Annotated in this window: 20 protein-coding genes and 1 tRNA gene; 13 read left to right on the top strand and 8 right to left on the bottom strand. The window is 71.7% G+C overall.

Translation table 11 applies throughout. The features are described 5' to 3' along the window. Positions 1 to 4 precede the first annotated feature (4 nt). The 3 genes from ACFU53_RS03620 to ACFU53_RS03610 all read left to right on the top strand — a co-directional run bounded on the left by ACFU53_RS03620 (position 5) and on the right by ACFU53_RS03610 (position 3165). The gene (locus tag ACFU53_RS03620) at positions 5 to 1660 is read left to right on the top strand and encodes an FAD-binding dehydrogenase (protein ID WP_383985657.1); all 1656 of its coding nucleotides are present in this window, start codon (positions 5 to 7) and stop codon (positions 1658 to 1660) included. Positions 1661 to 1751: 91 nt separating this feature from the next. Further along, positions 1752 to 2558 (top strand): molybdopterin-dependent oxidoreductase, encoded by an 807-nt coding sequence (locus ACFU53_RS03615; protein ID WP_383985655.1) that lies wholly within the window; start codon positions 1752 to 1754, stop codon positions 2556 to 2558. Then, positions 2542 to 3165, top strand: coding sequence for a cytochrome b/b6 domain-containing protein (locus ACFU53_RS03610; protein WP_383985653.1), 624 nt, complete (start codon positions 2542 to 2544; stop codon positions 3163 to 3165). The genes ACFU53_RS03615 and ACFU53_RS03610 overlap by 17 nt, the downstream gene beginning before the upstream one ends. Before the next feature lie 37 nt (positions 3166 to 3202). Here the strand turns inward: ACFU53_RS03610 and ACFU53_RS03605 are convergent, their stop codons facing one another. Next, positions 3203 to 4600 carry a GntP family permease gene (locus tag ACFU53_RS03605; protein WP_383985652.1) on the bottom strand — a complete coding sequence of 466 codons (1398 nt, stop codon included), beginning with the start codon at positions 4598 to 4600 and terminating at the stop codon, positions 3203 to 3205. A 120-nt stretch (positions 4601 to 4720) separates the two neighbouring features. Then, complete coding sequence (locus tag ACFU53_RS03600; protein ID WP_383985650.1) at positions 4721 to 5254, bottom strand: gluconokinase; 534 nt, start codon at positions 5252 to 5254, stop codon at positions 4721 to 4723. A 142-nt stretch (positions 5255 to 5396) separates the two neighbouring features. On the opposite strand from ACFU53_RS03600, the gene ACFU53_RS03595 reads away from it, so the two are divergent. After that, positions 5397 to 6122: a FadR/GntR family transcriptional regulator gene (locus ACFU53_RS03595; protein ID WP_383985648.1), complete on the top strand. Its 726-nt coding sequence runs from the start codon at positions 5397 to 5399 to the stop codon at positions 6120 to 6122. A 105-nt stretch (positions 6123 to 6227) separates the two neighbouring features. On the opposite strand, the gene ACFU53_RS03590 is transcribed toward ACFU53_RS03595, so the two are convergent. After that, complete coding sequence (locus ACFU53_RS03590) at positions 6228 to 6665, bottom strand: YchJ family protein (RefSeq protein WP_383985646.1); 438 nt, start codon at positions 6663 to 6665, stop codon at positions 6228 to 6230. Between the two features lie 53 nt (positions 6666 to 6718). Next, positions 6719 to 7213, bottom strand: a complete 495-nt coding sequence (locus tag ACFU53_RS03585) for a LuxR C-terminal-related transcriptional regulator (RefSeq protein ID WP_383985644.1) — start codon at positions 7211 to 7213, stop codon at positions 6719 to 6721. A 170-nt stretch (positions 7214 to 7383) separates the two neighbouring features. Here ACFU53_RS03585 and ACFU53_RS03580 point away from each other — a divergent pair, with 170 nt between their 5' ends. From ACFU53_RS03580 to ACFU53_RS03570, 3 genes are all read left to right on the top strand, one after another. Further along, a complete protein-coding gene (locus ACFU53_RS03580; protein ID WP_383985643.1) occupies positions 7384 to 8340 on the top strand; it encodes a hypothetical protein in 957 nt (318 codons plus the stop codon). Between the two features lie 85 nt (positions 8341 to 8425). Then, entirely contained in the window at positions 8426 to 9388 is a 963-nt protein-coding gene (locus tag ACFU53_RS03575) for a hypothetical protein (RefSeq protein WP_383985641.1), read from the top strand. A 13-nt stretch (positions 9389 to 9401) separates the two neighbouring features. Then, positions 9402 to 10754 carry a hypothetical protein gene (locus ACFU53_RS03570; protein ID WP_383985639.1) on the top strand — a complete coding sequence of 451 codons (1353 nt, stop codon included), beginning with the start codon at positions 9402 to 9404 and terminating at the stop codon, positions 10752 to 10754. On the opposite strand, the gene ACFU53_RS03565 is transcribed toward ACFU53_RS03570, so the two are convergent. Beyond that, the gene (locus ACFU53_RS03565) at positions 10730 to 11053 is read right to left on the bottom strand and encodes a hypothetical protein (RefSeq protein ID WP_383985637.1); all 324 of its coding nucleotides are present in this window, start codon (positions 11051 to 11053) and stop codon (positions 10730 to 10732) included. The two genes, ACFU53_RS03570 and ACFU53_RS03565, sit on opposite strands and share 25 nt — an antisense overlap. Before the next feature lie 51 nt (positions 11054 to 11104). Between ACFU53_RS03565 and ACFU53_RS03560 the strand changes: the two genes are divergently transcribed. From ACFU53_RS03560 to ACFU53_RS03550, 3 genes are read left to right on the top strand one after another with little or no spacing between them, the layout of a single operon-like run. Then, the gene (locus ACFU53_RS03560; protein ID WP_383985636.1) at positions 11105 to 13918 is read left to right on the top strand and encodes a carboxypeptidase regulatory-like domain-containing protein; all 2814 of its coding nucleotides are present in this window, start codon (positions 11105 to 11107) and stop codon (positions 13916 to 13918) included. A gap of 34 nt (positions 13919 to 13952) precedes the next feature. Next, positions 13953 to 15155 carry a hypothetical protein gene (locus ACFU53_RS03555; RefSeq protein WP_383985634.1) on the top strand — a complete coding sequence of 401 codons (1203 nt, stop codon included), beginning with the start codon at positions 13953 to 13955 and terminating at the stop codon, positions 15153 to 15155. Continuing rightward, positions 15155 to 16651 (top strand): M20/M25/M40 family metallo-hydrolase, encoded by a 1497-nt coding sequence (locus ACFU53_RS03550; protein ID WP_383985632.1) that lies wholly within the window; start codon positions 15155 to 15157, stop codon positions 16649 to 16651. The genes ACFU53_RS03555 and ACFU53_RS03550 overlap by 1 nt, the downstream gene beginning before the upstream one ends. A gap of 12 nt (positions 16652 to 16663) precedes the next feature. On the opposite strand, the gene ACFU53_RS03545 is transcribed toward ACFU53_RS03550, so the two are convergent. The 3 genes from ACFU53_RS03545 to ACFU53_RS03535 form a co-directional block, all read right to left on the bottom strand. After that, the gene (locus ACFU53_RS03545) at positions 16664 to 18025 is read right to left on the bottom strand and encodes a M1 family metallopeptidase (RefSeq protein WP_383985630.1); all 1362 of its coding nucleotides are present in this window, start codon (positions 18023 to 18025) and stop codon (positions 16664 to 16666) included. Positions 18026 to 18102: 77 nt separating this feature from the next. Further along, the gene (locus tag ACFU53_RS03540) at positions 18103 to 21978 is read right to left on the bottom strand and encodes a Pls/PosA family non-ribosomal peptide synthetase (protein ID WP_383985627.1); all 3876 of its coding nucleotides are present in this window, start codon (positions 21976 to 21978) and stop codon (positions 18103 to 18105) included. A 282-nt stretch (positions 21979 to 22260) separates the two neighbouring features. Then, a tRNA-Leu gene (locus ACFU53_RS03535) sits at positions 22261 to 22345 on the bottom strand. A 198-nt stretch (positions 22346 to 22543) separates the two neighbouring features. On the opposite strand from ACFU53_RS03535, the gene ACFU53_RS03530 reads away from it, so the two are divergent. The 3 genes from ACFU53_RS03530 (at position 22544) to ACFU53_RS03520 (ending at position 25393) form a co-directional block, all read left to right on the top strand. After that, positions 22544 to 23869, top strand: coding sequence for a M20/M25/M40 family metallo-hydrolase (locus ACFU53_RS03530; protein ID WP_383985625.1), 1326 nt, complete (start codon positions 22544 to 22546; stop codon positions 23867 to 23869). 228 nt (positions 23870 to 24097) lie between these two features. Next, a complete protein-coding gene (chpH, locus tag ACFU53_RS03525; RefSeq protein WP_257563186.1) occupies positions 24098 to 24331 on the top strand; it encodes a chaplin ChpH in 234 nt (77 codons plus the stop codon). A gap of 132 nt (positions 24332 to 24463) precedes the next feature. After that, positions 24464 to 25393: a chaplin gene (locus ACFU53_RS03520; RefSeq protein ID WP_383985623.1), complete on the top strand. Its 930-nt coding sequence runs from the start codon at positions 24464 to 24466 to the stop codon at positions 25391 to 25393. Positions 25394 to 25431 lie beyond the last annotated feature (38 nt).

The following is a 25431-nucleotide window of genomic DNA, read 5'->3' as shown; positions in this document are numbered from 1 at the left end:
TCCAATGTCGTACGACGCAGATGTGATCGTGATCGGGGCGGGCCTCGCGGGGCTCGCGGCGACCGCGGAGCTCGTCGACGCGGGTCGCAAGGTGATCCTCCTCGACCAGGAGCCGGAGCAGTCGATCGGCGGCCAGGCGCACTGGTCCTTCGGCGGACTCTTCTTCGTCGACTCGCCCGAGCAGCGCCGCCTGCGGATCAAGGACAGCCACGCCCTCGCCCTCCAGGACTGGATGGGAACGGCCGCCTTCGACCGCGAGGAGGACCACTGGCCGCGCAAGTGGGCCGAGGCGTACGTCGACTTCGCGGCCGGTGAGAAGCGGTCCTGGCTCCACCGGCAGGGCGTCCGGTTCTTCCCGGTGGTCGGCTGGGCCGAGCGCGGCGGCTACGACGCCAACGGCCACGGCAACTCCGTCCCCCGCTTCCACATCACCTGGGGCACCGGCCCCGGCCTCGTCGCGCCCTTCGAGCGGCGCGTGCGGGAGGGCGTGGCCCGGGGGCTGGTCCAGCTGAAGTTCCGCCACCGGGTGACCGGTCTGTCGCGCAGCGCGGGCGCCGTCGACACCGTCACCGGCGAGATCCTGGAGCCGTCGACCATCGAGCGCGGTCAGGCCAGCAACCGCAACGTCACCGGCGCCTTCGAACTGAAGGCCCAGGCCGTGATCGTCACCTCCGGCGGCATCGGCGGCAACCACGACCTCGTCCGCGCCAACTGGCCCGAGCGCCTCGGCAACCCCCCGGAGAAGATGATCTCCGGCGTGCCCGCGCACGTCGACGGCCGGATGCTCGGCATCGCCGAGGAGGCGGGCGCCAACCTCATCAACCGCGACCGCATGTGGCACTACACCGAGGGCATCCAGAACTGGAACCCCATCTGGGAGAACCACGGCATCCGTGTCCTCCCCGGCCCGTCCTCGCTCTGGCTGGACGCCCGCGGCAAGCGGCTCCCGGTCCCGCTGTTCCCCGGCTTCGACACCCTCGGCACGCTCGAGCACATCATGAAGACCGGCTACGACTACACGTGGTTCGTCCTCGACCAGAAGATCATCGGCAAGGAGTTCGCCCTTTCCGGCTCCGAGCAGAACCCCGACCTGACCGGCAAGTCCATCAAGGACGTCTTCATCCGGGCCCGCGCGGACGTCCCCGGCCCGGTGAAGGCATTCATGGACAACGGCGTCGACTTCGTCGTCGAGAAGGACCTCGGCTCCCTGGTCCGCGGCATGAACGCGCTCACGAAGGAACCGCTGATCGACGAGGCCGAGCTGCGCCGCGAGATCGTCTCCCGGGACCGTGAGGTCGCCAACCCCTTCACCAAGGACCTGCAGGTCATGTCGATCCGGGGGGCCCGCAACTACCTCGGCGACAAGCTCATCCGCACCGCCACCCCGCACCGCATCCTCGACCCCAAGGCGGGACCGCTGATCGCCGTCCGCCTGAACATCCTGACCCGCAAGACCCTCGGCGGCCTGGAGACCGACCTCTCCTCCCGCGTCCTCACCGAGGGCGGCGACCCGCTGGAGGGCGTGTACGCGGCCGGCGAGGCCGCCGGCTTCGGTGGCGGCGGTGTCCACGGCTACCGCTCCCTGGAGGGCACGTTCCTCGGCGGCTGCCTGTTCTCCGGCCGCACGGCGGGCCGGGCGGCTGCGAAGGCGACGGGCTGACCCCCAGGGGGTGATCACGCCCGGGTGAGTATTTCCGACGAATTTCCGCCGTTCCTGGCTCGACGGGGGCGGCGGATGTTCGAATCAGTATGTGAACCCTGAACATCCCGAAGCGCGGGAAGCGCCGACGGAGCACCTCGAAGACCAGAAGGGCCAGGAGGGCCAGAAGGGCCAGGAGGGCCAGGGCGGCCGGGAACAGGGGAAGCCCATCGGCCGCCGTATCCTCCTCGGCACCCTCGGACTCGGCGCCCTCGGCGTGGTCTCCGCGCCCGTCCTCCAGCGCGGCATGGAGGCGTTCCTCGGCGAGGCGGCCCAGAAGGACCCCACCGGTCTGACCGGCCTGCTCCCCAACGGGGGCGGCTTCCGCTACTACTCGGTGACGTCGTCCGTCCCCCGCAAGACCGCCAAGAACTACCGCCTCACCGTCGGCGGCCTGGTCGACAAGCCCGCCTCGTACACCCTCGCCGACCTGCGGGCCCTCCCGCAGACCCGGATGGTGAAGGACGTCCAGTGCGTCACGGGCTGGCGGGTGCCGGACACCCCGTTCGAGGGCGTACGCCTCTCCGCGCTGCTGGACGCGGCCGGCGTGCGCTCCTCGGCGGGCGCGGTCCGCTTCACCTGCTTCGACGGGGCGTACAGCGAGAGCCTCACCCTGGAGCAGGCCCGCCGCGCGGACGTCCTGGTGGCCCTCCGTATGCAGGACAAGGACATCAGCCACAACCACGGCGGCCCCGTGCGCCTGTACGTCGCCCCGATGTACTTCTACAAGTCGGCCAAGTGGCTCTCCGGCATCGAGGTGACGGAGAAGGTCGAGCCCGGCTACTGGGAGGAGCGGGGCTACGACATCGACGCGTGGGTAGGCCGATCGAACGGGCGGGACGATGAACCGACGACTTGAGGTGCCACCCGTCCGGGTGGAGGCCCGTGTCCGGCGCTTCACAAGCGCCGAACGCTGGATCCACCGCACGACGGCCGCCCTGATGGGCATCTGCGTGGCGACGGCGGCCTGCCTCTACGTCCCCGCCCTCGCCGAACTGGTCGGCCGCCGGGCCCTCGTGGTCACGGTCCACAAGTGGACGGGCCTGCTCCTGCCCCTCCCGGTCCTGGCGGGCCTGGCCTCCCGCGCGTTCCGCGCGGACCTCGGCCGGCTCAACCGCTGGGGCCCACACGACCGCGTCTGGCTCCGCGCCGCCCGCCGCCGCACCCCCGGCACCCGCCCCGCCGCCAAGTTCAACGCCGGTCAGAAGCTCTACGCCTCCTGGATCGCCGGCGCCACCCTCGTCATGCTCGCCACGGGCCTGATGATGTGGTTCACGCACCTCACCCCCCTGATGTGGCGCACCAGCGCGACCTTCGTCCACGACTGGCTGGCCCTGACGATCGGCATCGTCCTGGCGGGCCACATCGGCATGGCCCTGGGCGACCCCGAGGCACGCCGGGGCCTGCGGACGGGCTCGGTGAGCAAAGAGTGGGCGGACCGGGAACACCCGCTGTGGCGGCCGTAGCGCGGGACACAGCCGGGAGCCCCCGGTCCCGTACCGCCTAGATCACCAGCGACAGCAGCAACACGATCGCCCCCGCCACCACCGAGATGATCGTCTCCATCACCGACCAGGTCTTGATGGTCTGGCCGACGGTCATCCCGAAGTACTCCTTCACCATCCAGAACCCGGCGTCGTTGACGTGGCTGAAGAAGAGCGAGCCGGCGCCGATCGCGAGCACCAGCAGGGCCGTGTGGGTGGTCGACATGTCCGCGGCGAGCGGGGCCACCAGCCCCGCCGCCGAGATCGTGGCGACCGTCGCCGAGCCGGTCGCCAGCCGGATCGCCACCGCGATCAGCCACGCCAGGACGAGCGCGGGAATCGACCAGTCCTCGGAGATCTCCAGGATCATCTGCCCGACCCCGGAGTCGATGAGCGTCTGCTTGAACCCGCCACCCGCACCGACGATCAGCAGGATCCCCGCGATCGGCGCGAGGGACGTCTCGACCGTCGAGGACAGCCGCCCCTTGGTGAACCCGGCCGCCCGCCCCAGCGTGAACATGCCCACGATGACAGACGTGAGCAGCGCGATCAGCGGCGAGCCGACCACGTCGAAGACCCGCTGGACCATCTGCTCGGGATCGTCCACGACGATGTCCACCAGCGCCCTGGCCAGCATCAGCACCACCGGCAGCAGCATGGTCGCGATGGTCGCGCCGAACCCGGGCCGCTTCTCCAGTTCCTCCGAGGCACGCACGGGGATCATGCGCTCGGGGACGGGCACATCCACCCAGCGCGCCGCGTACTTCGAGAACAGCGGTCCGGCGATGATCACGGTCGGTATCGCCACGAGGAGCCCCAGTGCCAGCGTGACGCCCAGGTTGGCCTGCACCGCGTCGATCGCGACCAGCGGACCGGGGTGCGGCGGGATCAGCCCGTGCATGACGGACAGACCGGCGAGGGCCGGGATACCGATGCGCATCAGCGAGTAGTTGCCGCGCTTGGCGACCATCAGCACCACCGGGATGAGCAGCACGATCCCGACCTCGAAGAACAGCGGCAGCCCGATCACGGAGGCGATCAGCACCATCGCCCACGGCATCGCCCGCCCGCCGGCCTTGGCGAGGATCGTGTCGACGATCTGGTCGGCGCCACCGGAGTCCGCCAGCAGCTTGCCGAGGATGGCGCCCAGCGCGATGAGCACGCCCACCCCGGCCACGGTCGATCCGAGCCCGGTGGTGAAGCTGACGATCGCCTTGTCCAGCGGCGCCCCGGCGAACGCGCCGAGCGCGAGCGAGCCGATGGTCAGCGCCAGGAAGGCGTGCACCTTGAACCTGGTGATGAGTACGACGATGACGGCGATGCCCGCCAGTACGGCGATGCCCAGCTGCGCGTGTCCCGCCGAGGTGATCGGCTCGACGGGGTCCGCTGCCAGCAGCTCGACGTTGAGTCTGGTCACGGTGAATCCTTGAATGGGGGGAAGTTGAGGGAGAGGTGAAGAAGGGAGACAGAGAGAACGAGACGAAGAGCACGAGGCGAAGAGCACGAGACGAAGAGAACGAGGCAGAGCGACAGGGGTCTACGACGTCCGGGTCTGCGACGTCGCCGGGTCGAGTTCCCGCAGCGCGGCGACCGCCCGCTCGGCGATCTCCTCGGGCGCGCCCGAGACATCGACCGCGACGCCCGCCTCGTCCGCTTCCAGCGGCTGCAGCGTGGCGAACTGCGAGTCGAGCAGCGCCGTGGGCATGAAATGGCCCTGGCGGTGGGACATCCGGTCCTCGATGAGCGCACGATCACCGGCGAGATGCACGAAGACGACTCCGGGCGCGGCGGCCCGCAGCCGGTCCCGGTACGCGCGCTTCAACGCGGAACAGCTGACCACCCCGCCGAGTCCGTCCCGGCCGTGGGCCCACGCGCCGATGGCGTCCAGCCACGGCCCCCGGTCCGCGTCGTCCAGCGGTGTCCCGGCCGACATCTTGGCGATGTTGGCCTCGGGGTGGAAGTCGTCGCCCTCGGCGTACGGAACGCAGAGCCGGGCCGCCAGCAGGGGACCGATCGTGGTCTTCCCGGTCCCTGCCACGCCCATCACCACGACGACATGAGGGGTACGCATCACTACCTCGCTGTCTGCGTCGACATCTAGACGTCACCCGACGTCGACGACACTGAAACCCATTAGGTACGACGAATTCAAGCCCCGGACACAAATAAGTCTGACTTTTTCTTCGCTCTCCCCTCCTCGTACCCTGATCCCCATGACCACACCGGGCCGGGGGCTGCACGGCCGAGTACTGGAAACCCTCGGACCGGCGATCACGGCGGGCGAGTACCCGCCGGGGAGCGTGCTGCGCACGGACGAACTCGCCCAGACCTTCGAGGTGTCCCGCTCGGTGATGCGCGAGGCCGTCCGCGTACTGGAGTCCATGCACCTCGTCGAGTCCCGCCGCCGGGTCGGCGTGATCGTCCGCCAGGCCGTCGAGTGGAACGTCTACGACCCCCAGGTCATCCGCTGGCGCCTGGCCGGCGCGGACCGCCCCCGCCAGCTGCGCTCGCTCACGGTCCTGCGCTCGGCCGTCGAACCGATCGCCGCGGGCCTCGCCGCGCGCAACGCCACGGCCGAGCAGTGCGCCGCGATCACCGAGTGCGCCATCGGCATGGTCGCCCACTCACGCGGCCACAAGCTGGAGGGCTACCTCCACCACGACGTCGCCTTCCACCGCCTGATCCTCGACGCCTCCGGCAACGAGATGTTCGCCCGCCTCGGCGACGTCGTCGAGGCGGTCCTCGCCGGCCGCACCCACCACGCCGTCATGTTCGACGACCCCGACCCCGCCGCCGTGACCCTCCACGTCCAGGTCGCCGAAGCCATCCGCGAACACGACGCCCCCCGAGCCGAACAACTCACCAGGGAAATCACCACGGGCGCCCTCCAGGAACTCGACATCCTGGCACCCAACGGCCACTCCCCGGCCTCCGGTTGAGGGCTTCCGGCTGACGGCCTTCGATTGACGGCCTTCGACTGACGGCCTTCGAACGGTGGCTTTCGACTGACGGCTTTCGACTGACGCTGACGGTCTTCGGCCGACCTAGTCCAGGAACTCCCCGTCCACGTACGCCCAGGCCCCGTCCACCCGCTCGAAGCGGCTCCGCTCATGCAGCGAGCCGCCCCGGAACGAGGCACGGAAGGTCACCGTCCCGGTGGTGTGGAAGGCCGAACCGTCCCGCCTCTCAAGGATTTCGAGGCCGGTCCAGCGCATGGTCGTGTCGAACTCGACGGCGGCCGGCCGCGTGCGGGGGTGCCAGGTCCGCAGCAGATACCCCTCGTCCCGCAGGACGAACGCGCTGTACCGCGACCGCATCAGCGCCTCGGCGGTTGGCGGGGCGGCGGCGCCGACGGGGGTCTCCCCGGCCGGGCTTGTCCGAGACCGGAGGAGGTAGCGGCCGCAGCACTTCTCGTACGGTTCGGGCAGCCCGCACGGGCAGCTGTTCAGGGGCTTGGGGGAGCGGGTGGTGCGTCGGGCCATGGCCACCATTGTGCAGGTCGACTTCCCACCCGCGGTATCTCCCCTCCCCGACCTCACCCCTGGGACAGGAACGGCGCGGCCGCCAAATCCACCGCCTCAGGCCCGGGTACCGGCCGCGGCTGTGGGTCGCCCGTCACGAGGCGGTTGACCATCGCGGCCCGGGAGGACACCTGTAGCTTCACGAAGATGCGGCGCAGATGGGAGGCGACCGTCCAGGTGCTGATCTCCAGGACCGAGGCGATCGTCTTGTTGGGGTGACCGCAGGCGACCATCCGGGCGATCTCCCGTTCACGGGGACTCAGCAGGGCCATCGGGCCCGCGCGGTCGCTGCGGATGACCACGCAGCGAACGTCGTCGACCTCCAGATCGAGCAGCACCCGCCCCTCCGACCCGGACAGTCGGGTGATCAGCTCCAGGACCAGTGCCTCGACGTCGCCCCGGGCCTTGCCCCTGACCAACAGATCGGTGCTCGCCCCGTTCTTCACCGTCGGCCCCCCTTGCCTCGGTCGGCCCGGCCGCCCGGCCGGATCCACACCTGTGACAGGCATGTTGCGCACTCTAACAGCGGAGAAATGCGCTTCATACGCGATTCGGGCGTAGCACGTCCGAGTGACACTCATCCGGACGTCACCGGACCGATCGACGGCAGGACGTGCGACTGGTTCCCCAACGCGCCGCCAGAGACGCTGAGTTGTCCGAACGTGTGGAGGGAGGCGCCATGCAGATGCGCCAGGCCGAGCCGGAGTACGAGGTCGAGGCGGCCCTGGAGGGCGAGTTCGAGGGCGCCGGCGAAGAGGAGGACGAGTACCTCTACGAGGAGGAGGGCGAGGGCGAGGAGTTCCTCGGCCGCGTCATGGGCGCCGTCGGTGGCCTGCTCGGCCAGGGCGAGGAGGAGTACGAGTACGAGGGCGAGTACGAGTACGAGGGCGAGTGGGAAGGCGAACTGGAGGGCGAGTTCGAGGGCGAGGAGTTCTTCCGCCGCATCGGTGCCTTCGTCCGCCGCGCCGCCCCGGTCCTGCGCCGGGTCGCCCAAGTTGCCGCGCCCCTGGTCGGCACCGCGATCGGCGGACCGCTCGGCGGCACCATCGGCAACCTCGCCGCGCGGGCCTTGGGCGAGGGCGAGTACGAGTACGAGGCGGAGGGCGAGTTCGAGGCCGAGGCCGAGGAGGAGGCGTCCCGGCCGCTCACCCAGCAGGAGGCGATGGCCGAGATGATGGCCGCGGTCGCCGCCCAGGCCCGCTCCGAGGCGGAGGCCGAGGCGATGATCGGCGCGGCCACGGTCGCGGCCCTGTCCCCCCAGGATCGCGCCACCCTGCGCGGGCTGACCCCGCACCTGGTCCGTGCCACCTGCGTCCTGACCCGGCTGCTGCGCCGCCGCCGGACGACCCGCCCGGTGATCCGCGCCGTGCCGCTGATCGTCCGCCGTACCGCCCGGGTCCTCGGTGCCCGCGCCGCGACCGGACGGCCCGTGAACCGCCGTACCGCGGCCCGCGTCATGGCCGGGCAGACCCGACGGGTGCTGGGCAGCCCGCAGCAGACCACCCGCGCGTTGCAGCGCAACGTCCGTGCCGCCACCGCCGTCCGCCGCGCCGCAGGCCCCGCAGCACGTGCCCCTCGCCGCCCCTACGCCGGCGCGCGACCGCGCCGCCCCGGATACGCGGCGGGCCTGCGCTGACCACCGGCCCAACCCAAGCCCTGGACCCAAACCCAGCCCTGGACCCAGCCCGGGGCCCGGACCACGACCATGAAGGACGGCGGCCATGAGCGTGAGCACGAACGGAGCCGGCCCCCGGACGTCCGGCGCCGCACCGCTCCCCGAGCTGGAGGGTGAGTGGGAGTCCCTGTACGAAGGCGAGGGCGAGCACCTCTTCGAGAACGAGTACCTCTTCGAGGCGGAGGGAGAGGCCGAGGAGGAGTACCTCCACGAAGCCGAGTACGAGGGTGAATACGAAGCCGAGTACGAAGGTGAGTACGAGGGTGAATACGAAGCCGAGTACGAGGATGAAGCCGAGTACGAGGCCGAGGATGAAGCCGAGTACGAGTACGAGGCGATGAACAACCCGCTCCGCAGGCTCGCCCGCCCGGACGCTCTGATGGAGCACCTCGGCCACGCCGCGGCGGAAGCCGAGTCGGAGGCGGAGGCGGAGGCGCTCATCGGTGCCATCGCCCCCATCGCCGTAGGCATGGCCCGGCGCGCCGCGCCCGCCCTCGTCCGGGCCACCCCCCAACTCGCGCGCGGCCTCGCCAACGTGACCCGCGCTTTGCGCCGCAACCCCGTGACACGGCCACTCGTCCGGGCGCTGCCCACCATCGCGGTCCGCACCACCCGCAGCCTCGCCCGTCAGGTGGCCCGAGGACGTCCCGTCACCGCGCGCAGCGCCTTCCGCACCCTCGCCGGACAGACCGCGGCCGTCCTGTCCGACCCGAGGCGCCGCCGTGCGGTCGTCCGGCGTTCCCGGGCCCTCGACCGCCGGTACCACCGGGCCGTACGGGCCGGTGCCCCGTCCGTGGCGCCGGTCTCGGCGGGAGCGGTCCGCAGGGTCGCCACGGTCCTGCCGGCCGCCGTGCCGTCCGCCCGGCGGCCGTACGGGATCAGGCGTACGGCCCCGGTCCGCCGCGCCGGGATGCCGCCCAGGCCCGCCGGGATGCCGCCGATGTCCGTCGCCTGGGTGCCGGTGCTCGCCTACCGTCCGGTCCGCCCGCGCGGGCCGCACACCTTCTGACAGGCGGCGGGCCATGACCGCGCCCACGGCTCCCGTCCAGCCGGCCGGCACACCGGATCCGGGCACCGCCACCGCCCGGTCCGGCCGGCCGGTACGCCGGCCCCGGACCACCGAGCCCGTGCGCGGGCCCTGGCTGCGGGCACAGGGACTGAACGTCACCCGGCACGCCGCGGCCCTCCGACCCTTCCGCGCGGGCGAGTTCGGCACCGGGGCCGCGGCACCGACCGCCGGCCATCTCCAGGCCGTCAACGCCCTGCTGAACCGGCTCCGCGCCGAACTGCTGCGGATCAGCGAACAGGTGGGACAGCAGGCGCGGCAGGCCGCCGGGCGACCGGACACCCGGCGGCTGCAGACCCTCCTCACCACCAAGGAGCAGGCCCACACCTGGGTGCGTGAGGTCGAGCGCATCTGGGACTTCTACTTCGAGCTCTTCGGCCAGCGGCAGTCCGTCTTCGCCGACGCGCTGCTCTCCTGCGACCGCATCGCGCTCTCCTGCTACCAGGCCGCGTACCTGGGCGTCGGCGAGGCCAAGCCGCTGCCCGCGCCGCCCCCGTTCTCGTTCATGCGCACCGGCTTCTCCCCGGCGACCTTCCGCCGTGGCATCCCGTTGCGCCGCCTCGGCCGGCGGCTCAACCCCTTCCCGCTGGTCCAGCTCCCGTACCACCGCCTGGTCAACCCCTGGACACTGGGTGCCGTCCTGCACGAGGTCTCGCACAACCTGCAGAGCGACCTGGGCCTCGACCGGGCGGTGCCGCGCGCGATCGCCCGCCGCCTGCTCGCCGAGGGCTGCCCGCCCACGGTGGTGCGAACCTGGGTCCGCTGGAACCGGGAGATCTACGCCGACCTGTCGGCCCTGCTGCTCGGTGGTCCGGCGGTGCTGGGCTCCCTGCTGGACGTGGTCGGCCGCTCGCCGTCGTCCGTGCTGGCGTACAACCCCCGCGGCCCGCACCCCACACCGTGGTTCCGTGTGTGGATCTCCGTGGAGCTGCTGCGCCGGATGGGGTTCGCCGAACTGGCCGACCGCTACGGCAGGTTGTGGTCGTCGATCTACCCCGACCCCCGCGCGGGCACGCTGCCCCGCGAACTGGTCTCGACGTTCGCCACCGCCCACCCGGCGGTCGTGGACGCCCTCTGCTTCCGGCCCTTCCCGCAACTCGGCCGACGCAGCCTCGCCCGGGTGCTCCCGTTCGGCGGCAAGGAGTACGCCATGCAGCTGGAGGCCGCCGAACGCCTCGCCGCCGGCACCGATCCCGGGATCATCCCCGCCCGCTTCCTGATCGGAGCCACCCGCTCCGCCCTCGACCGCCGCCTGGCCCGCCCGGGCGTGATCACCCGCAACTTCTACAGCGAACTGGCGAGGCGATGACGGTGACCGCCCGCTCCCCGTACGCCGACTCCGGCACGGCCGTCCGACACCTCGGGGCGTCGGCCGCGGCCCTGCGCCCGTCGCACGTCCGGCCCCTGGCCGCTCAGCCGACCGCCCCCGGCCGCCTCGCCGAACCGGCCGCCACCCTCGGCGCCGGACACGGCCCGCGAGGCCGATGCCCGTGCGGACGAGGTGGTCCCCCGCCACGCCCGAGGGCGGTCGTCGTGGAGCGACGCGCCGCCACCGACGACGCTCGCCCACCGGCAGGAGTTGGCCGCGCCGAACCGCCCGTGTCCCACGTCCGCCGCCCGGCGCTGACCTGGAGAGACTCGCCGAGGAAGGAGAGCACGATGCCGAAGGTCACGATCCGGGTCTTCCTGTGCCCCCGATACGTGAAGAACTGGGGTAAGGAGCCCGAGAGTTGGCAGCGCGGCTGGCCCACACCGGCCGACGTGGTGCTCGAACTGACTCCTTCGGGCGACGTCCACAAGGGCGCGACCGGTACGGCGTCCCGGAGCACGTCGTACGAACTCCCGCCCTCGGACGACAAGGGGTTCGTCCACCACGACGACCTGCCCAGGGGGGAGTACCGGGTGACCGTCAGGGACGGCACGTCCCCGACGGGATTCGACCAGCCGTACGTGGTGCACGGAGGTCCCGGGACGACGCTGGTCGTAGGCCCGAAAGGCGTGGAGGACGCCGAGGTCGTCCTGCTCGCCGCCGACGGCAGGCGACTGCTCCGGCTCAACACCCGCTACAGGGACGGGACGTCCCTTCCGGGTGCCAAGGTCGAGATCGACGGCACCGTCTTCGTCAGCCGACCGAACGGAGACGTCTACGCGGCCTGCCTGGACACGCCGGTCGAGATCCGGCTGAGCACCCACGAGCAGGCCGACGCCGTCCCCGAGCACTCCGAGCTCAACGTCCATCGAGGCGGAAGCTCACCCTCCCAGGACACCCTCTACGTCTACTACAGCCCGAGCGCCCACATCTCCATCGCGCCGCAGCTGGACGGAAAACCCGTCCTCGGCGCCCGGTTCACCCTGACCCGCGCCGACGACCGTGAAGTCGCGGCGGAGACCCTGACCACGGATGAAATGTCGCCCGGGTGCGTGTTCCGAAACGTTCCCGACGGCACTGTCACGGTGACCGTCGACGACGCGCAGGCGACTGTCGGGCAGATCCGGGTGGCCTGTGCCGGGAAGAAGTCGGCCAGGTGGCACCTGAGCCCCGGGCAGGACCTCCCGCTGTCCTTCGTGTTCCAGGTGCTCGAAGAGGAGACGCACAGCATCGAGGGAGTCATTCAGGACGAGGAGGGCCGGCCGCTGGCGGGGGTCGGGATTCTGATCCGGGACGCTTCCACGAGTGAGAGGCTGGACATGGTGTGGACCGACGAGACGGGTCACTACACGTGGTCCTGGTCCACCGCCGGCACCTTCCTGGTGGCCGCACTGGGCGAGAACGGCGAACCGGTGGACGAGTTCACGGTCGAGGTCGCCTCGACCGTGAAGCAAAACTTCACCCTTGCCCGCGGCCGTGGATCCGGCTCCGTGCCCTCGGGACCGACGCCCGCTCCGAGCGGCCGACTACCCGGCCCGTTGTCCGGGGCCGGCCCGGGTGCCGGGTCCGTGGGCGGCACAGGTGCTCCGCCCGGGACCGGATCCGGTGTCAGCGGGGCCGGTGGCCCGGGCGCCCGGCCGGGTGGTCCGCCCGGGGCGCCTGCGAACGGATCGTCATCGGCGTCGACGGACGGCGAACTCTCCCGCCTGTTCGAGTTCCCCCTCCTCACCGAGGACATCAGTGGTGGCGGCCGGGCACCCGCCTCCCGTGGCACCGACCGGTCCGCGCCCTACCAGCAGGCCGTGGAGGGCGCGTTGCGCGACGTCCTCGGCTGGCGTCCCGGCTCCCACGTCTCCGGCTTCCAGGCCGCGCTGGCCGGCGCCTTCGAACTGCGCGAGGTGCAGGGGCACACCGAGTTCACCTGGCATCCCCGCGGCTACGCCGTCCAGGCTGACCTGGGGGCCCTGACCGGGGCACAGGCCAGCATCCACAACCGGGCGAAGAACGCCCTGGACCAGATCACCCCGCTGCTCACCGGCCTGACCCCGCTCGACCCCGCCGCCGATCCGCAGGACACCGAGTCGGTGCGCACCATCGTACGGACGGAACTCGGTGAACTGGTCGACGAGTTGGCGATCGAGGGCGGCCCGCGCGTGCAGCGCGTCGACGAGCTGTTCTTCCTGCTGCTCGGGCGACAGGCGTTCGCACCGGGGCTGGACGCGGATTCCGTCGGCGGCCAACTCGCGCGGCTGCGGGACCGGTTCGGTCTGAAGAGCACCTACATCGCCACCCTCGACGAGGAACGGGCGGTCACCAACTTCCGTATCGTCGTCGACCACCTCGTGGCCCTCGCGGTCGGCTGGGACGGATACCGGGACCTCTTCTCCGGCACCGACCGGACCTCACTCGGTACCGTGCTGATCCAGCTGTCCCGGAGCCTGGACGTCGTCGCGCAGGGGGTGGAGGAGACGGTATTCGCCCTGGAGTCCGTCTTCATCGACGCCTCCCAGCGCCAGACGATCCGGCTGAGGTTCCCCGACGACAAGCCACCGTCGATCCTGCTGTCCGACCTGCTGGACTGGGTCGTCAGGGTCTCCACCAGCGAGGGGCCCCGGCTGATCAGGGAAGCGGGCAGGGACGGTGTGCTCGCGGTCGTCCCCGTCCTTGAGCAGCTCGCCCGACTGGCCGAAGCCACCGAGCAACTGATCGCCACCGACCCGAGGTTGCCCGGCGGCATCCGCACGCCACGCGTCCGGCGCGCCCTGGGCGAGCTGCGCACACAACTGAAGGACTCGGCAGACCTGGCAGGCTTCGCGCAGCGGACCGAGCCACCGGTGATCGTCTTCGTCGACGATGTCAGGATCGAACGCGGCGCTGCCGTCGTCAAACTGGTCGGCCGCGGCTTCACGGACCCCGCCCAGGCCGCACTGACCGCCGAGGACGCTCCCGAAGCCGGGGAGACCATCACCGACTTGGTGAACCTGCACAGGTCCGGCCGCGCGGTCGCCACCTTCAGCCCCGTGCCGCCGGGCCACACCTGGCTGGTCACGCTCATCAACCCGGACGGCAACCGCAGCAACACGGTCGAGGCCCTGAGGCCCTGAAGACACCGTCGTCGACCTGACGAGGAGACCCACGATGGCGAACGTACAGGACTACCAGGCCTTCCTCGACCGCATCGCGGCCCTCCGGGAGACCGTCACCGACCGGCTGTCCTCGCAGCTCGTCGCCGACCCACAGCTCGCGGACGTACTGAACAAGCAGATCGACGACCTGCTGCAGTCCGCGATCACGGCCGATCTGCAGCAGAAACCACCGCCGGACAAGGGACTCGCCCAACTCGTCGGCCTCGGCGAACAGGCCGCCGAGGCGCTCGGCGAGGCGCGGCTGCCGCAGGCGATCGAGCCGTACGACGAGGCGGTCTCGTCCGAGCGGCTCGTGGCGATGGCCGACCTCTACTACATCTACCAGCACGAGATGATCGGCGTCTTCCGCGCGGTGCAGAAGCTCCAGGAGCTGTTCCGCGCGGGTGCCGTCTATCTCTCCAGCGGCGCGGGCGCCTACGCGCTCTACCAGTTCGACCGCAGGGAGGTCCTGCGCTACACCCGGCGAGACCGGCTCGCCGCGTACCGTCGTGCCTTCGGCTACGGTCGCACACCGGTGCCATCGGGCTCGCGGGTCAACAGCGACTTCCACGGTCTGTTCCAGCACTTCACCCACCAAGTGGCCCTCTTCCACCGCGACAAGCGGATCTCGGACGTGCTGCGCGAACGGGCGTACGACCCGAGCTTCGGCAGCATCGCGGTGGTCCGCCGGGCGGGACTCGACCTGCGCAACAACCTCAAGTTCACCTCGTACGGCCATGTCAACGTGCTGCGCGTCGAAGTGATGCAACTGCTCGACGAGGCGTACCGGATCCTCGGCTCCGACGACATCAGGAAGTTGTACGGCGCCGACACCGCGTGGGACGTCGTGGAGATCGTGCTCGCCCAGTACTTCGGCGACCGTCTCGTCACCTCGCCCCGGCAGCGGATGGCCATCGCGGGCCGCGAGGTGCTGCGCTGGCTGGCGCAGCCGCACCTGCTGCAGAACCAGCGGTCGACGTTCGAGACGCTGCTGCTGGAGATCGCCGAGAGCGCGGAGGAATGGCTCACCAGCGCCCAGTCGCTGGGCCTGACGCCTCCCCGTGACGACCGGCGCGCCGCCCTGCCCTGGGACCGCCCCGCCGCCCCCGCCGCCGCAGCGCAGCGCGTCACCCGCCGCCCACCCGCACCCCCGGCCGTCCGAGGCGCCGCCCCGCGAGGCCGCGTCACGGCACCGCTCAACGGGGCACGCGTGTGATGGCATCCGGCGCCTCCCGGGCAGCCCCCACCCGGGAGGCGCGCACAGCCGCCCAGCACCGGGCGCGCACCCCCGCGCGAACCCCACCGCATGCCGCCCGCGCCCCCACCGAAGCCGCCCTGCGCATCGCCCGCGCCCGCCGCCCCGCCACCCTCGGGCTGCTGTGCGCGCTCCTGCGCCACCCCACGGTCAGCGCGGCGCCCGCGCACCGAACGGACCTCCGCCGCTGCGCCGAACGCCTCGCCGGGTGCCTGCGCGCTCTGGGGCTCGACGCGGTCGCCGTGCGGCCGGGCCGCGTCGCGCCCGTCGTCACCGGCGAGTGGCTGCGCCGGCCGGGGGCGCCGGTACTGCTGATCTACGGGCACTACGACGTCCAGCCCGCCGGGCCGTGCGGCGCCTGGACGACGGACCCCTTCCGCCCGGTCGTCGACCGCAGCCACGTGTACGGACGCGGAGCCGCCGACGACAAGGGCCAGTTCACGGCCCACCTCGCCGCCCTGGAGGCCTGGCTCACCGCGACCGGCGGCCTTCCGGTGAACGTGCGCGTCGTCCTGGACGGCGAGGAGGAGATCGGCAGCCCCACCCTGCTCCACGAGCTGCGCCGCACACCCGCGTACCTGTGTGCCGACCTCGCGGTCGTCTCCGACACCCGTATGCGCGACGCGCACACCCCGACCCTCGTCAGCGCCCTGCGCGGCTCGCTCGCCGCCCGCATCGAGGTCACCGGCCCCGCCACAGAACTCCACGCGGGTGCCTTCGGCGGCGCGGTCGCCGAACCCACCCGGGCCCTGTGCGCCCTGGTGGCGAGCCTGCACACCCCCGACGGCCGGATCGCGGTCCCGGGCTTCTACGACGACGTACACCCCCTGGCACCGGCCGAACGAGCCCGGCTGGCCCGCGTCGGCCCCTCGGCCCACGAACTGCTGGCCCCGGCCGGCGCCGTCACCGGGCACGGCGAGCCCGGCCACTCCGCCTTCGAACGCACCACCGTCCGCCCGGCCGTCGTCGTCACCGCGCTGTCCGGCGCGGCCAGATCCGCGATCCCGGTCCGGGCCGCCGCGGACCTGAGCGTCCGCCTGGTCCCCGGCCAACGCCCGGCCACCGTGGCCCGGGCCCTGCGCGCCCACCTCGCCGAGCACACCCCGCGCGCCGTGCGCAGCCGCCTGGTCGTCCTCGCCGACTGCCCGCCCTACACCCTGGACCGGCACGGCCCGGGCGTCACGGAGGCGGCCCGGGCCTGCACCCGCGTGTTCGGGCGAGCCCCCCTGCTCCTGCCCTCGGGCGGTTCGATCCCCTTCGTGAGCGAACTCGCTGCCACCACCGGCACCCAGACCCTGCTCCTCGGCTTCGGCCTCCCGGACGACGGCATACACGCCCCCGACGAGCGCTTCGCCCTGCGCAACCTGCACCGAGGCACCGAGACCTGCGTCGAACTGTACGGAGCGCTGGGCCACCCCACCGAAGCATCCGGCCGGTCCCGGACCGAGTGCCGGTAGAAGACCGGTGCGCTAGGGCCTGCCGTCCGGCGACCGCAGGGGCGGCGGAGGCGTCCGAGCCAGCGGCGGCAGCCTGGTCCCGTGCACCCAGGCGGCGAACAGCTCGTCCAGCGGCCCGTCCGCGTACCGCGCGGCATGCGCGGTGAACGCCGTCGTCGTGACCGCGCCGCCGCGGTAAACGGTCGCCCAGCCGCGCAGCATGCGGAAGAACGCGTCGTCGCCGAGCGCACAGCGGACGGCGTGGACGGTGAGGCCGCCGCGCTCGTAGAGCCGGTCGTCGAACATCAGCTTGCGGCCCGGGTCGGCCAGTCGCAGATCCTGGGGGAGCGCGGAGAGCTTCTGGTGCGCGGCGGCGGCCAGTTGGTGTGCCGTACGCCCGCCGGAGCGATCCGACCACAGCCACTCCGCGTACTTGGCGAACCCCTCGTTCAACCAGATGTGCCGCCAGTCGGCGATGGACACGCTGTTGCCGAACCACTGGTGGGCCAGCTCGTGCGCGACCAGCCGCTCCCAACCCCGCGCCCCGTCCACGTGGTTGGCGCCGAACAACGACAACCCCTGTGCCTCGACCGGGACATCGAGTTCCTCCTCGGTCACCACCACCGCGTACTCACCGAACGGGTACGGCCCGAAGAGCTCCTCGAACAGCTCCATCATGGCGGGTTGCCGGGCGAAGTCCCGCGAGAACTCCGTGAGGAGATGGGCGGGGATGTGCCCGTGCTGCGGCACCCCGCCCGGCCTCGGGTCGCCCAGCAGCACCGTCTGGTACTTGCCGATCGACAGGCCGACCAAATAGCTGGACGTCGGCGCCGACTGCTCGTACACCCACGTCGTCGTGGACGCCTTCGTCGTACGGGTGAGCAGGCGCCCGCCCGCCACCACCTGGTACGCGGACGGCGTCGTGATCGAGATCTGGTACGAGGCCTTGTCGGCGGGCCGGTCGTTGCACGGATACCAGGACGGCGCCCCGACCGGCTGGCTCGCCACCAGCGCCCCGTCGGTCAGCTCCTCCCAACCGAGCCCGCCCCAGGGGCTGTTCACCGGCTTGGGATTGCCCGACCAGTGGACCTCGACCGTGAACGCGGCCCCGGGCCGGATCGGCTTCGCGGGCCGGATGCGCAGCCTGCCGCCCCGGTGCGTGTAGTGCGGCGTCCGGCCGTCGACCCGCACCCGGCCGATCTTGAAGTCGGCGAGGTTCAGCTGGAACTCGGCGAGCGCGGCCCGGCCCGCTATGGCGTTGAGCCGCGCGGTGCCCGACAGCCGGTTCGGCCCTGGTCGATAGTCCACAGCCAGCTCGTACCGATGCACCCGGTAACGGGAATCACCGTTCGCCGGGAAGTACGGGTCCGGACCCACTGACTGCTGAACCGCCACTGCCGCTTCTGCTCCCCGCTGTGCTCTCGTACGACGTCCATCGTCCCCCGAATGGCCCGACGTCGCACGAGCCGCCCTCAGCGGCGCCATGCTTCGATCGGGTTGCCCAGCCACCGGGTGTCGTCCGGAACGGACTCCGCGGCCATGACCAGCGACGCCGGACCCAGCGTGGTGCGGGCCCCGACCACGCTGCCGGGCAGGACGATTCCGCCCGGGCCCAAAGTGGCACCCTCACGGAGTTCAACAGTATCCGTCCGCAAGATCCGGTCGTGGAAGAGGTGGGTCTGGAGCACACACCCCCGGTTCACCGTCGCCCCGTCACCGAGCGTGACGAGGTCGGTCTCGGGTAGCCAGTAACTCTCGACCCACACCCCCTTGCCGATGTTCGCACCGAGCCCGCGCAGCCACACGTTCAGCACCGGCGTACCGGGCACCGACCCGGCCAGCCACGGCACGGCCAGCACCTCCACGAAGGTGTCCGCCAGCTCGTTGCGCCACACGAAACCGCTCCACAGCGGATGCTCACCGCTCCGGTGCCGCCCCACGAGCAGCCACTTCGCGACGATCGAGAGCACACATCCGAGGGCCCCGACACCCAGCAGCACGACCCCGCCCAGCAGCCACGCCCAGCCGCCCAGCACGCTCAGCGCCGCCACCGTCAGCAGCACCAGCCCCGCCGAGCAGAACACCGGCACGATCCGGCACAGCTCCACCAGGGCCCGCGCCCACAGCAGCCGCGCGGGCGGCTCGTACGTCAGGCTCTGGTCGCCGTCCGCGGCCGACCGGGGCAGCCTCACCGGTGGCAGCCCCAGATACGAGCTGCCCTTCTTGGCCTTCTTCGGCGTCGCCGACAACACACCCACCAGGCCGCCGTCCGGCACGGACCGTCCCGGCGCGGTCATCCCCGAGTTCCCGAGGAACGCCCGCCGCCCGATCTCAGCCCGCCCGATCCGCAGCCAGCCACCACCCAGCTCGTACGGCGCGGTCAGCGTGTCGTCCGCGAGGAACGCCCCGTCGCCGACCGTCGTCAGACTCGGCAGCGCGAGAACGGTCGACACCTCGGCGCCCCGCCCGATCCGCATCCCCAGCAGCCGCAGCCACACCGGTGTGACCAGCCCGGCGTACAGCGGGAACAGCGTCTGCCGCGACCGGTCCATCAACTGCGTGACCGTCCACGCCTGCCACCCGACCCGGCTGTGCGTCGGATGCGTGCCCTCCCGCAGCCCCAGACTCAGCAGCCGTACGGCGACGAGCAGCAGCAGCGCGTACGCCGCCCCGAACGCGAGCGTGGCCGGCACCAGCCCGAGCGCCGCACCTCGCATCGCCTTGCCGAGCCCGGCGTCCGGGTCGACGAACAGCGTCAGCACGGCCAGCGCGGCCACCCCGGCGAGCACCGGCAGCGCGGTCAGCGCGACCCCCGTCACGCCGTACGACACCCGCCAGAACAGGCCACGCTGGGGCCGCTCCTCGGGCCAGTTCCGCTTCGCCTTGCCCAGCTTGACCGCCGGTGCCCCGGCCCAGCGCTGCCCGGTGGTGACCTGCCCGGCCACGGCCGACCCGGGAGCCACCTCGGCCCGCTTGCCGACCCTGGCCCCCGGCAGCAGCATGCTCCGCGTCCCCACGACCGCGCCGGCGCCCACCTTCACGGGTCCGATCTCCAGCCGGTCCCCGTCCAGCCAGTACCCGGAGAGATCCACCTCGGACTCCACGGCCGAACCCCGCCCGAGCTTGAGCATCCCGGTCACCGGCGGCAGCGCGTGCAGGTCGACATCGGCCCCCACCTTGGCGCCCAGCGCCCGCGCGTACCGCTCCAGCCACACCCCGGTCAGCGAGGTCGCCCCGCTGAACTCGGCCAGCCGCTCGGCCGCCCACAGCCGCAGATGCACGCTCCCGCCGCGCTCGTACCGCCCGGGCTCGACCCCGCGCAGCAGCAGCCGCGCCCCGCCCGCCGCGATCGCCAGCCGCCCCGGCGGGGTGTAGAACAGCACCGCCCCGGCCGCCACGGCCCACCAGGAGGCGGTCGGCAGCCAGGCGTACGGCCCGAGCAGATTCCCGAGCGCGGCCAGCGGGACGACCCACCGCAGCCCGAGCAGCGTGAACAGCGGTACGAGCAGCAGGAGCTGGACGAGCCGCGCCCGCACGGGTACGGGTGCCACCGCCCGGCTGGAACCGTCCTCCTCGCGGGACTCCTCCAGATACCGGGCCAGCTTCCTGAGCGTGGGCCGCTGGTAGATGTCCACCACCGCGACGCTCGGGTACCGGGTCCGCAGCCGGGTCGTCAGCTGTGCGGCGGCAAGGCTGCCGCCGCCTATCGCGAAGAAGTCGTCGCCCGCGCCACCGACCGGGATGCCCAGCACCCCGGTCCACTGCTCGGCGAGCCACGCCTCGGTCCCGTACAGCTCCTCGGTCGGCCCGGCGGTCTCCAGATCCGCCAACGGCCACGGCAGGGCGTTCCGGTCGACCTTCCCCGACGTCCGGGTCGGCAGCTCTGCCACCGGCGCCAGCAGCGGCACCAAGGCGGCCGGCAGCTCCGCCCGCAGCTTCTCGACGGCCGTCGCCTGGTCCCACCCGTCCTGGGTGACCACATAGCCGACGAGCAGCTGGTTCCCGCTCCGCGCGGTCCGTACGGCGGCCGCGGCGCCCGCGACCCCGGGCAGCCCCTGCAGCGCGGCGTCGACCTCGCCCAGCTCGATCCGCCGCCCGCCGAGCTTGATCTGCTCGTCGGCCCGCCCGAGGAAGACCAGCCCCTCGGGCTCGGCCTTCACCAGGTCACCGCTGCGGTAGGCGCGCTCCCAGCCCAGCGACTCCAGCGGCGCGTACTTCTCCGCGTCCTTCTCGGCGTCGAGATACCGCGCGAGCCCCACGCCACCGATCACGAGCTGCCCGCTGCCACCCATCGGCACGAGCTCCCCGGCCTCGTCGACGACGGCCAGCTCCCACCCGTCGAGCGGCAGCCCGATCCGGATCGGCTCCTCGCCGGACATCAGCGAGGCGCAGGCGACGACGGTGGCCTCGGTCGGCCCGTATGTGTTCCAGACCTCGCGCCCTTCCGTCACCAGCCGCTGCGCCAGCTCCGGCGGGCAGGCCTCACCGCCGAAGATCAGCAGCCGTACGTCGTTGAGGGTCTCGGGCTCCCAGAGCGCGGCCAGTGTCGGCACGGTCGACACGACCGTGATCTCCTGCTCGACCAGCCAGGGCCCCAGATCGGCGCCGCTCCTGACCTGCGAGCGCGGCACCGGCACCAGACAGGCCCCGTATCGCCAGGCCAGCCACATCTCCTCGCAGGACGCGTCGAAGGCCACGGACAGCCCGGCCATCACCCGGTCACCGGGCCCGATCGGCTCCTCGGTGAGGAACAGCTCGGCCTCGGCGTCCACGAACGCGGCCGCGCTGCGGTGGCTCACGGCCACACCCTTGGGCCTGCCCGTCGACCCGGACGTGAAGATGATCCACGCGTCGTGCTCGATCCCGGGCCTGGCGGCGGGGGAGTCGGACGCGCCGTGCACGGTGAGCCCGTGCCCGGCTCCGACGACCGCCCGCACCTCCGCCTCGCCGAACACCAGCTCGGCCCGCTCATCGGGGTCCTCGGCGTCGACGGGCACATAGGCGGCCCCGGCGGCGAGCACCGCGAGGACGGCGACATACAGCTCGTTGGTGCCCGACGGCACCCGCACCCCGACCCGGTCCCCGAGCCCGACCCCGGCCGCCGCCAGCCGCCGCCGCAGGGTCTCCACCTCGACCGCCAGCGCGCGATAGGTCAGCCGACGCTTCCCGTCGTCCAGCGCGGGCTCGTCCGGGTACGACCGCACGGACGCCTCGAAGACATCGACGAGGGTGCGCGGGGAGGCCGCCGGACCGGCCGAGAATCGCGCCGCCCCGCCGAACCCCCCGGCTCCCTCCGCCAGCTCTCCGTCGAGCAGCGTCAGGTCAGGACTCTCGTATACGGCGGCCATCGGATCCTCGCCTCTCGAACCCGGACCATCCGGGGGTGCCGACGGGCCCGCAGGTCTGCCTGAGGATATTTCCGTACCGACACCGAACAAGCCCAATACTCTAGTGCTCGGGTGACTACGGCCTGTCGTGTCGACCAAGCGGGGGTGTCCGCAGGACGACCCGGAGGGGTGGGGGGATGGGTCGTGACCTGGGGTTTTCCCCGTGGGGAGAGACGTCGCCCACATTTCGTCAGTGTAACGCCCGAAGGCCACGACCTGATGGTCGCGGCCTTCGCCACTATGTGTCCGAGGGGGGACTTGAACCCCCACGCCCGATAAAGGGCACTAGCACCTCAAGCTAGCGCGTCTGCCATTCCGCCACCCGGACAAGGTGTCTGTCGTGCGGGCTCTCCCCCGCGGCGACGAAGGAAACATTACCAGGCTTTCCGGGGCCCCCGATCACACCCCGTCCCGGGTGCGGCCGGGCGTGAACGGCTTGTGACGGGCCGGTCCCGGTCTTGGGGCGAGCGGTGGGGCAGGAGGAGGATGAGGGGAACCACCAGCAGCGACAGCGGGAGGAACCAGCGTGAGTGAGACGGACACGGGCAGGCGCGTGACCGGCGAGGACGAGGTCGTGGACCTCTGCCGCGAGCTGATCCGGATCGACACCAGCAACTTCGGCGACCACTCGGGCCCGGGGGAACGCAAGGCCGCCGAGTACGTCGCCGAGAAGCTCGCCGAGGTGGGGCTGGAGCCGAAGATCTTCGAGTCGCACCCGGGCCGCGCCTCCACGGTGGCCCGTATCGAGGGCGAGGACCCGTCCCGGCCCGCGCTGCTCATCCACGGCCACACCGACGTCGTACCGGCCAACGCGGCGGACTGGACCCACCACCCGTTCTCCGGCGAGGTCGCGGACGGCTGTGTGTGGGGCCGGGGCGCGGTCGACATGAAGGACATGGACGCGATGACGCTGGCGGTCGTGCGCGATCGGCTGCGCAGCGGCCGCAAGCCCCCGCGTGACATCGTGCTCGCCTTCCTCGCGGACGAGGAGGCCGGCGGCACGTACGGGGCGAAGCACCTCGTCAAGAACCATGCCGATCTCTTCGAGGGCGTCACCGAGGCGATCAGCGAGGTCGGCGGGTTCTCGTTCACGGTGAGCGAGCAGCGGCGGCTCTATCTGATCCAGACGGCCGAGAAGGGCATGCACTGGATGAAGCTCACCGTGGCCGGTACGGCCGGGCACGGGTCGATGATCCACCGGGACAACGCCATCACCGAGCTGTCGGAGGCCGTCGCGCGCCTCGGCCGCCACCAGTTCCCGGTGCGGGTCACCAAGACCACCCGGGCCTTCCTCGACGAACTCGGCGACGCGCTCGGCACCGAGCTCGACCCGGAGGACATGGAGGGCACCCTCGCCAGGCTCGGCGGCATCGCCAAGCTCATCGGCGCGACCCTGCGGAACACCGCCAACCCCACGCAGCTCGGCGCCGGCTACAAGGTCAACGTCATCCCGGGCGAGGCCACCGCACATGTCGACGGGCGGTTCCTGCCCGGGTTCGAGGAGGAGTTCCTCGCCGACCTCGACAAGATCCTCGGCCCGACGGTGCGACGCGAGGACGTGCACTCCGACAAGGCGCTGGAGACCTCCTTCGACGGGGCGATCGTCGACGCCATGCAGTCCGCGCTGCTCGCCGAGGACCCGGCCGCGAAGGCGGTCCCGTACATGCTGTCCGGCGGTACGGACGCCAAGTCCTTCGACGACCTCGGCATCCGCGGCTTCGGCTTCGCGCCGCTCAAGCTGCCGCCGGAGCTGGACTTCGCGGGCATGTTCCACGGCGTCGACGAACGGGTGCCGGTGGAGGGGTTGAAGTTCGGCGTGCGTGTGCTCGACCGTTTCATCGACGCGTCCTGACCTTCTGTACCTTCCGCGACGGGTCCCTGGTTGGACCCCGGCCGGTCCTGAACCGCCTTTGTTCTGTCCGGAATTGTGTGCTGAAACGAAACTCCTTTATTCGGCAGCGCGTACGAGGGTCGACCGGGTTGGGTGAATCGGACCATCAGCTCGTAGCTCGATTACTCCCTCCTCGTTACAGGTGATGCGACTCGCTACTTGGAGTCGCTTTGCCAACAAGGAGGAACAATGATCAAGAAGGTCGTCGCCACTGCGGCTGCCACCGGTGGCCTGGTTCTCGCGGGTGCGGGCCTGGCTGTCGCCGACGCCGGCGCCCAGGGTGCCGCCGTCCACTCCCCGGGTGTCGCGTCCGGCAACGTCGTCCAGGTGCCGGTTCACGTCCCCGTGAACGTGTGCGGCAACACGATCTCGGTGATCGGGCTGCTGAACCCTGCCTTCGGCAACACCTGCATCAACAAGTGACGTTGTGCCTCACCCGGTGAGGGCCTGAAAAAACCGTCGGCCCCGGAGTGCGCGCCATGCGCTCCGGGGCCGATCGGTCTCTCGACAAGGTACAGAAGATCAGAACATAGGGCTAAGGCAGGTAAATCAGCAATGCGACAGGTCACCCGCAAAGGCCTCATGACGGTGGCGGCCGCGTCCGGCGTCCTCGCCGCGGCGGGCGGTTACGCCCACGCCGACTCCGGCGCGCAGGGCTCCGCCACCCACTCACCCGGCGTGCTGTCCGGCAACACCGTCCAGGCGCCGGTGGAGGCCGAGGTCAACGTCTGCGGCAACACTGTGAACGTGGTCGGACTGCTCAACCCGGCGGCGGGCAACAAGTGTTCCAACGGCGGTGGGGGCGGCTACGGCGGTGGTGGTTCCGGTTCGTCGTACGGCGGTTCCCAGGCCGACGGTCACGCGGGCAACTCGCCGGGTGTGGCTTCCGGGAACACTGTGCAGGCTCCGGTGAGCGTGCCGGTGAACGCGTGCGGCAACAGCGTCAATGTGGTGGGCGTCGGCAACTCGGCCATGGGTAACGACTGTTCCAACGGCGGTGGGGGCGGCTACGGCGGTGGTGGTTCCGGTTCGTCGTACGGCGGTTCCCAGGCCGACGGTCACGCGAGCAACTCGCCGGGGGTGGCTTCCGGCAACCACGTGCAGGTTCCGGTCGATGTGCCGGTCAATGTGTGCGGCGACAACATCAGTGTGGTCGGGATCGCCAACGGGGTCGCGGGCAACGACTGCGGGAACTCGGGCGGCGGAGGGGCGCACGAGAACCCGGGTGGCGGCCACCAGAACCCGCCGGGCGACTCCGAGGAGGCGTCCCCGCAGCAGCCCGGGAAGCCGGGCAACCCAGGTGGTGAGGTCCCCGGTGGTGACACCAACACCCCGGGTACGCAGACCGTCACTCAGCCCCACGGCGTCGCGCAGCTCGCCCAGACCGGCGGCGACGTGCCCCTCGGCCTGGCGCTGTCGGTGGGCGCGGGGACGCTCCTCGGGGGCGCCCTGATCTACCGCAAGGCACGGGCCGCCGCTCTGTAGCCGGACCGGGCGCACACAAACGGAGCGGGCCCCGCACC

This window comes from Streptomyces sp. NPDC057474, assembly GCF_042802555.1.
Classification (GTDB): Bacteria; Actinomycetota; Actinomycetes; order Streptomycetales; family Streptomycetaceae; genus Streptomyces.
This window is presented reverse-complemented; position numbering and strand designations above follow the sequence as displayed.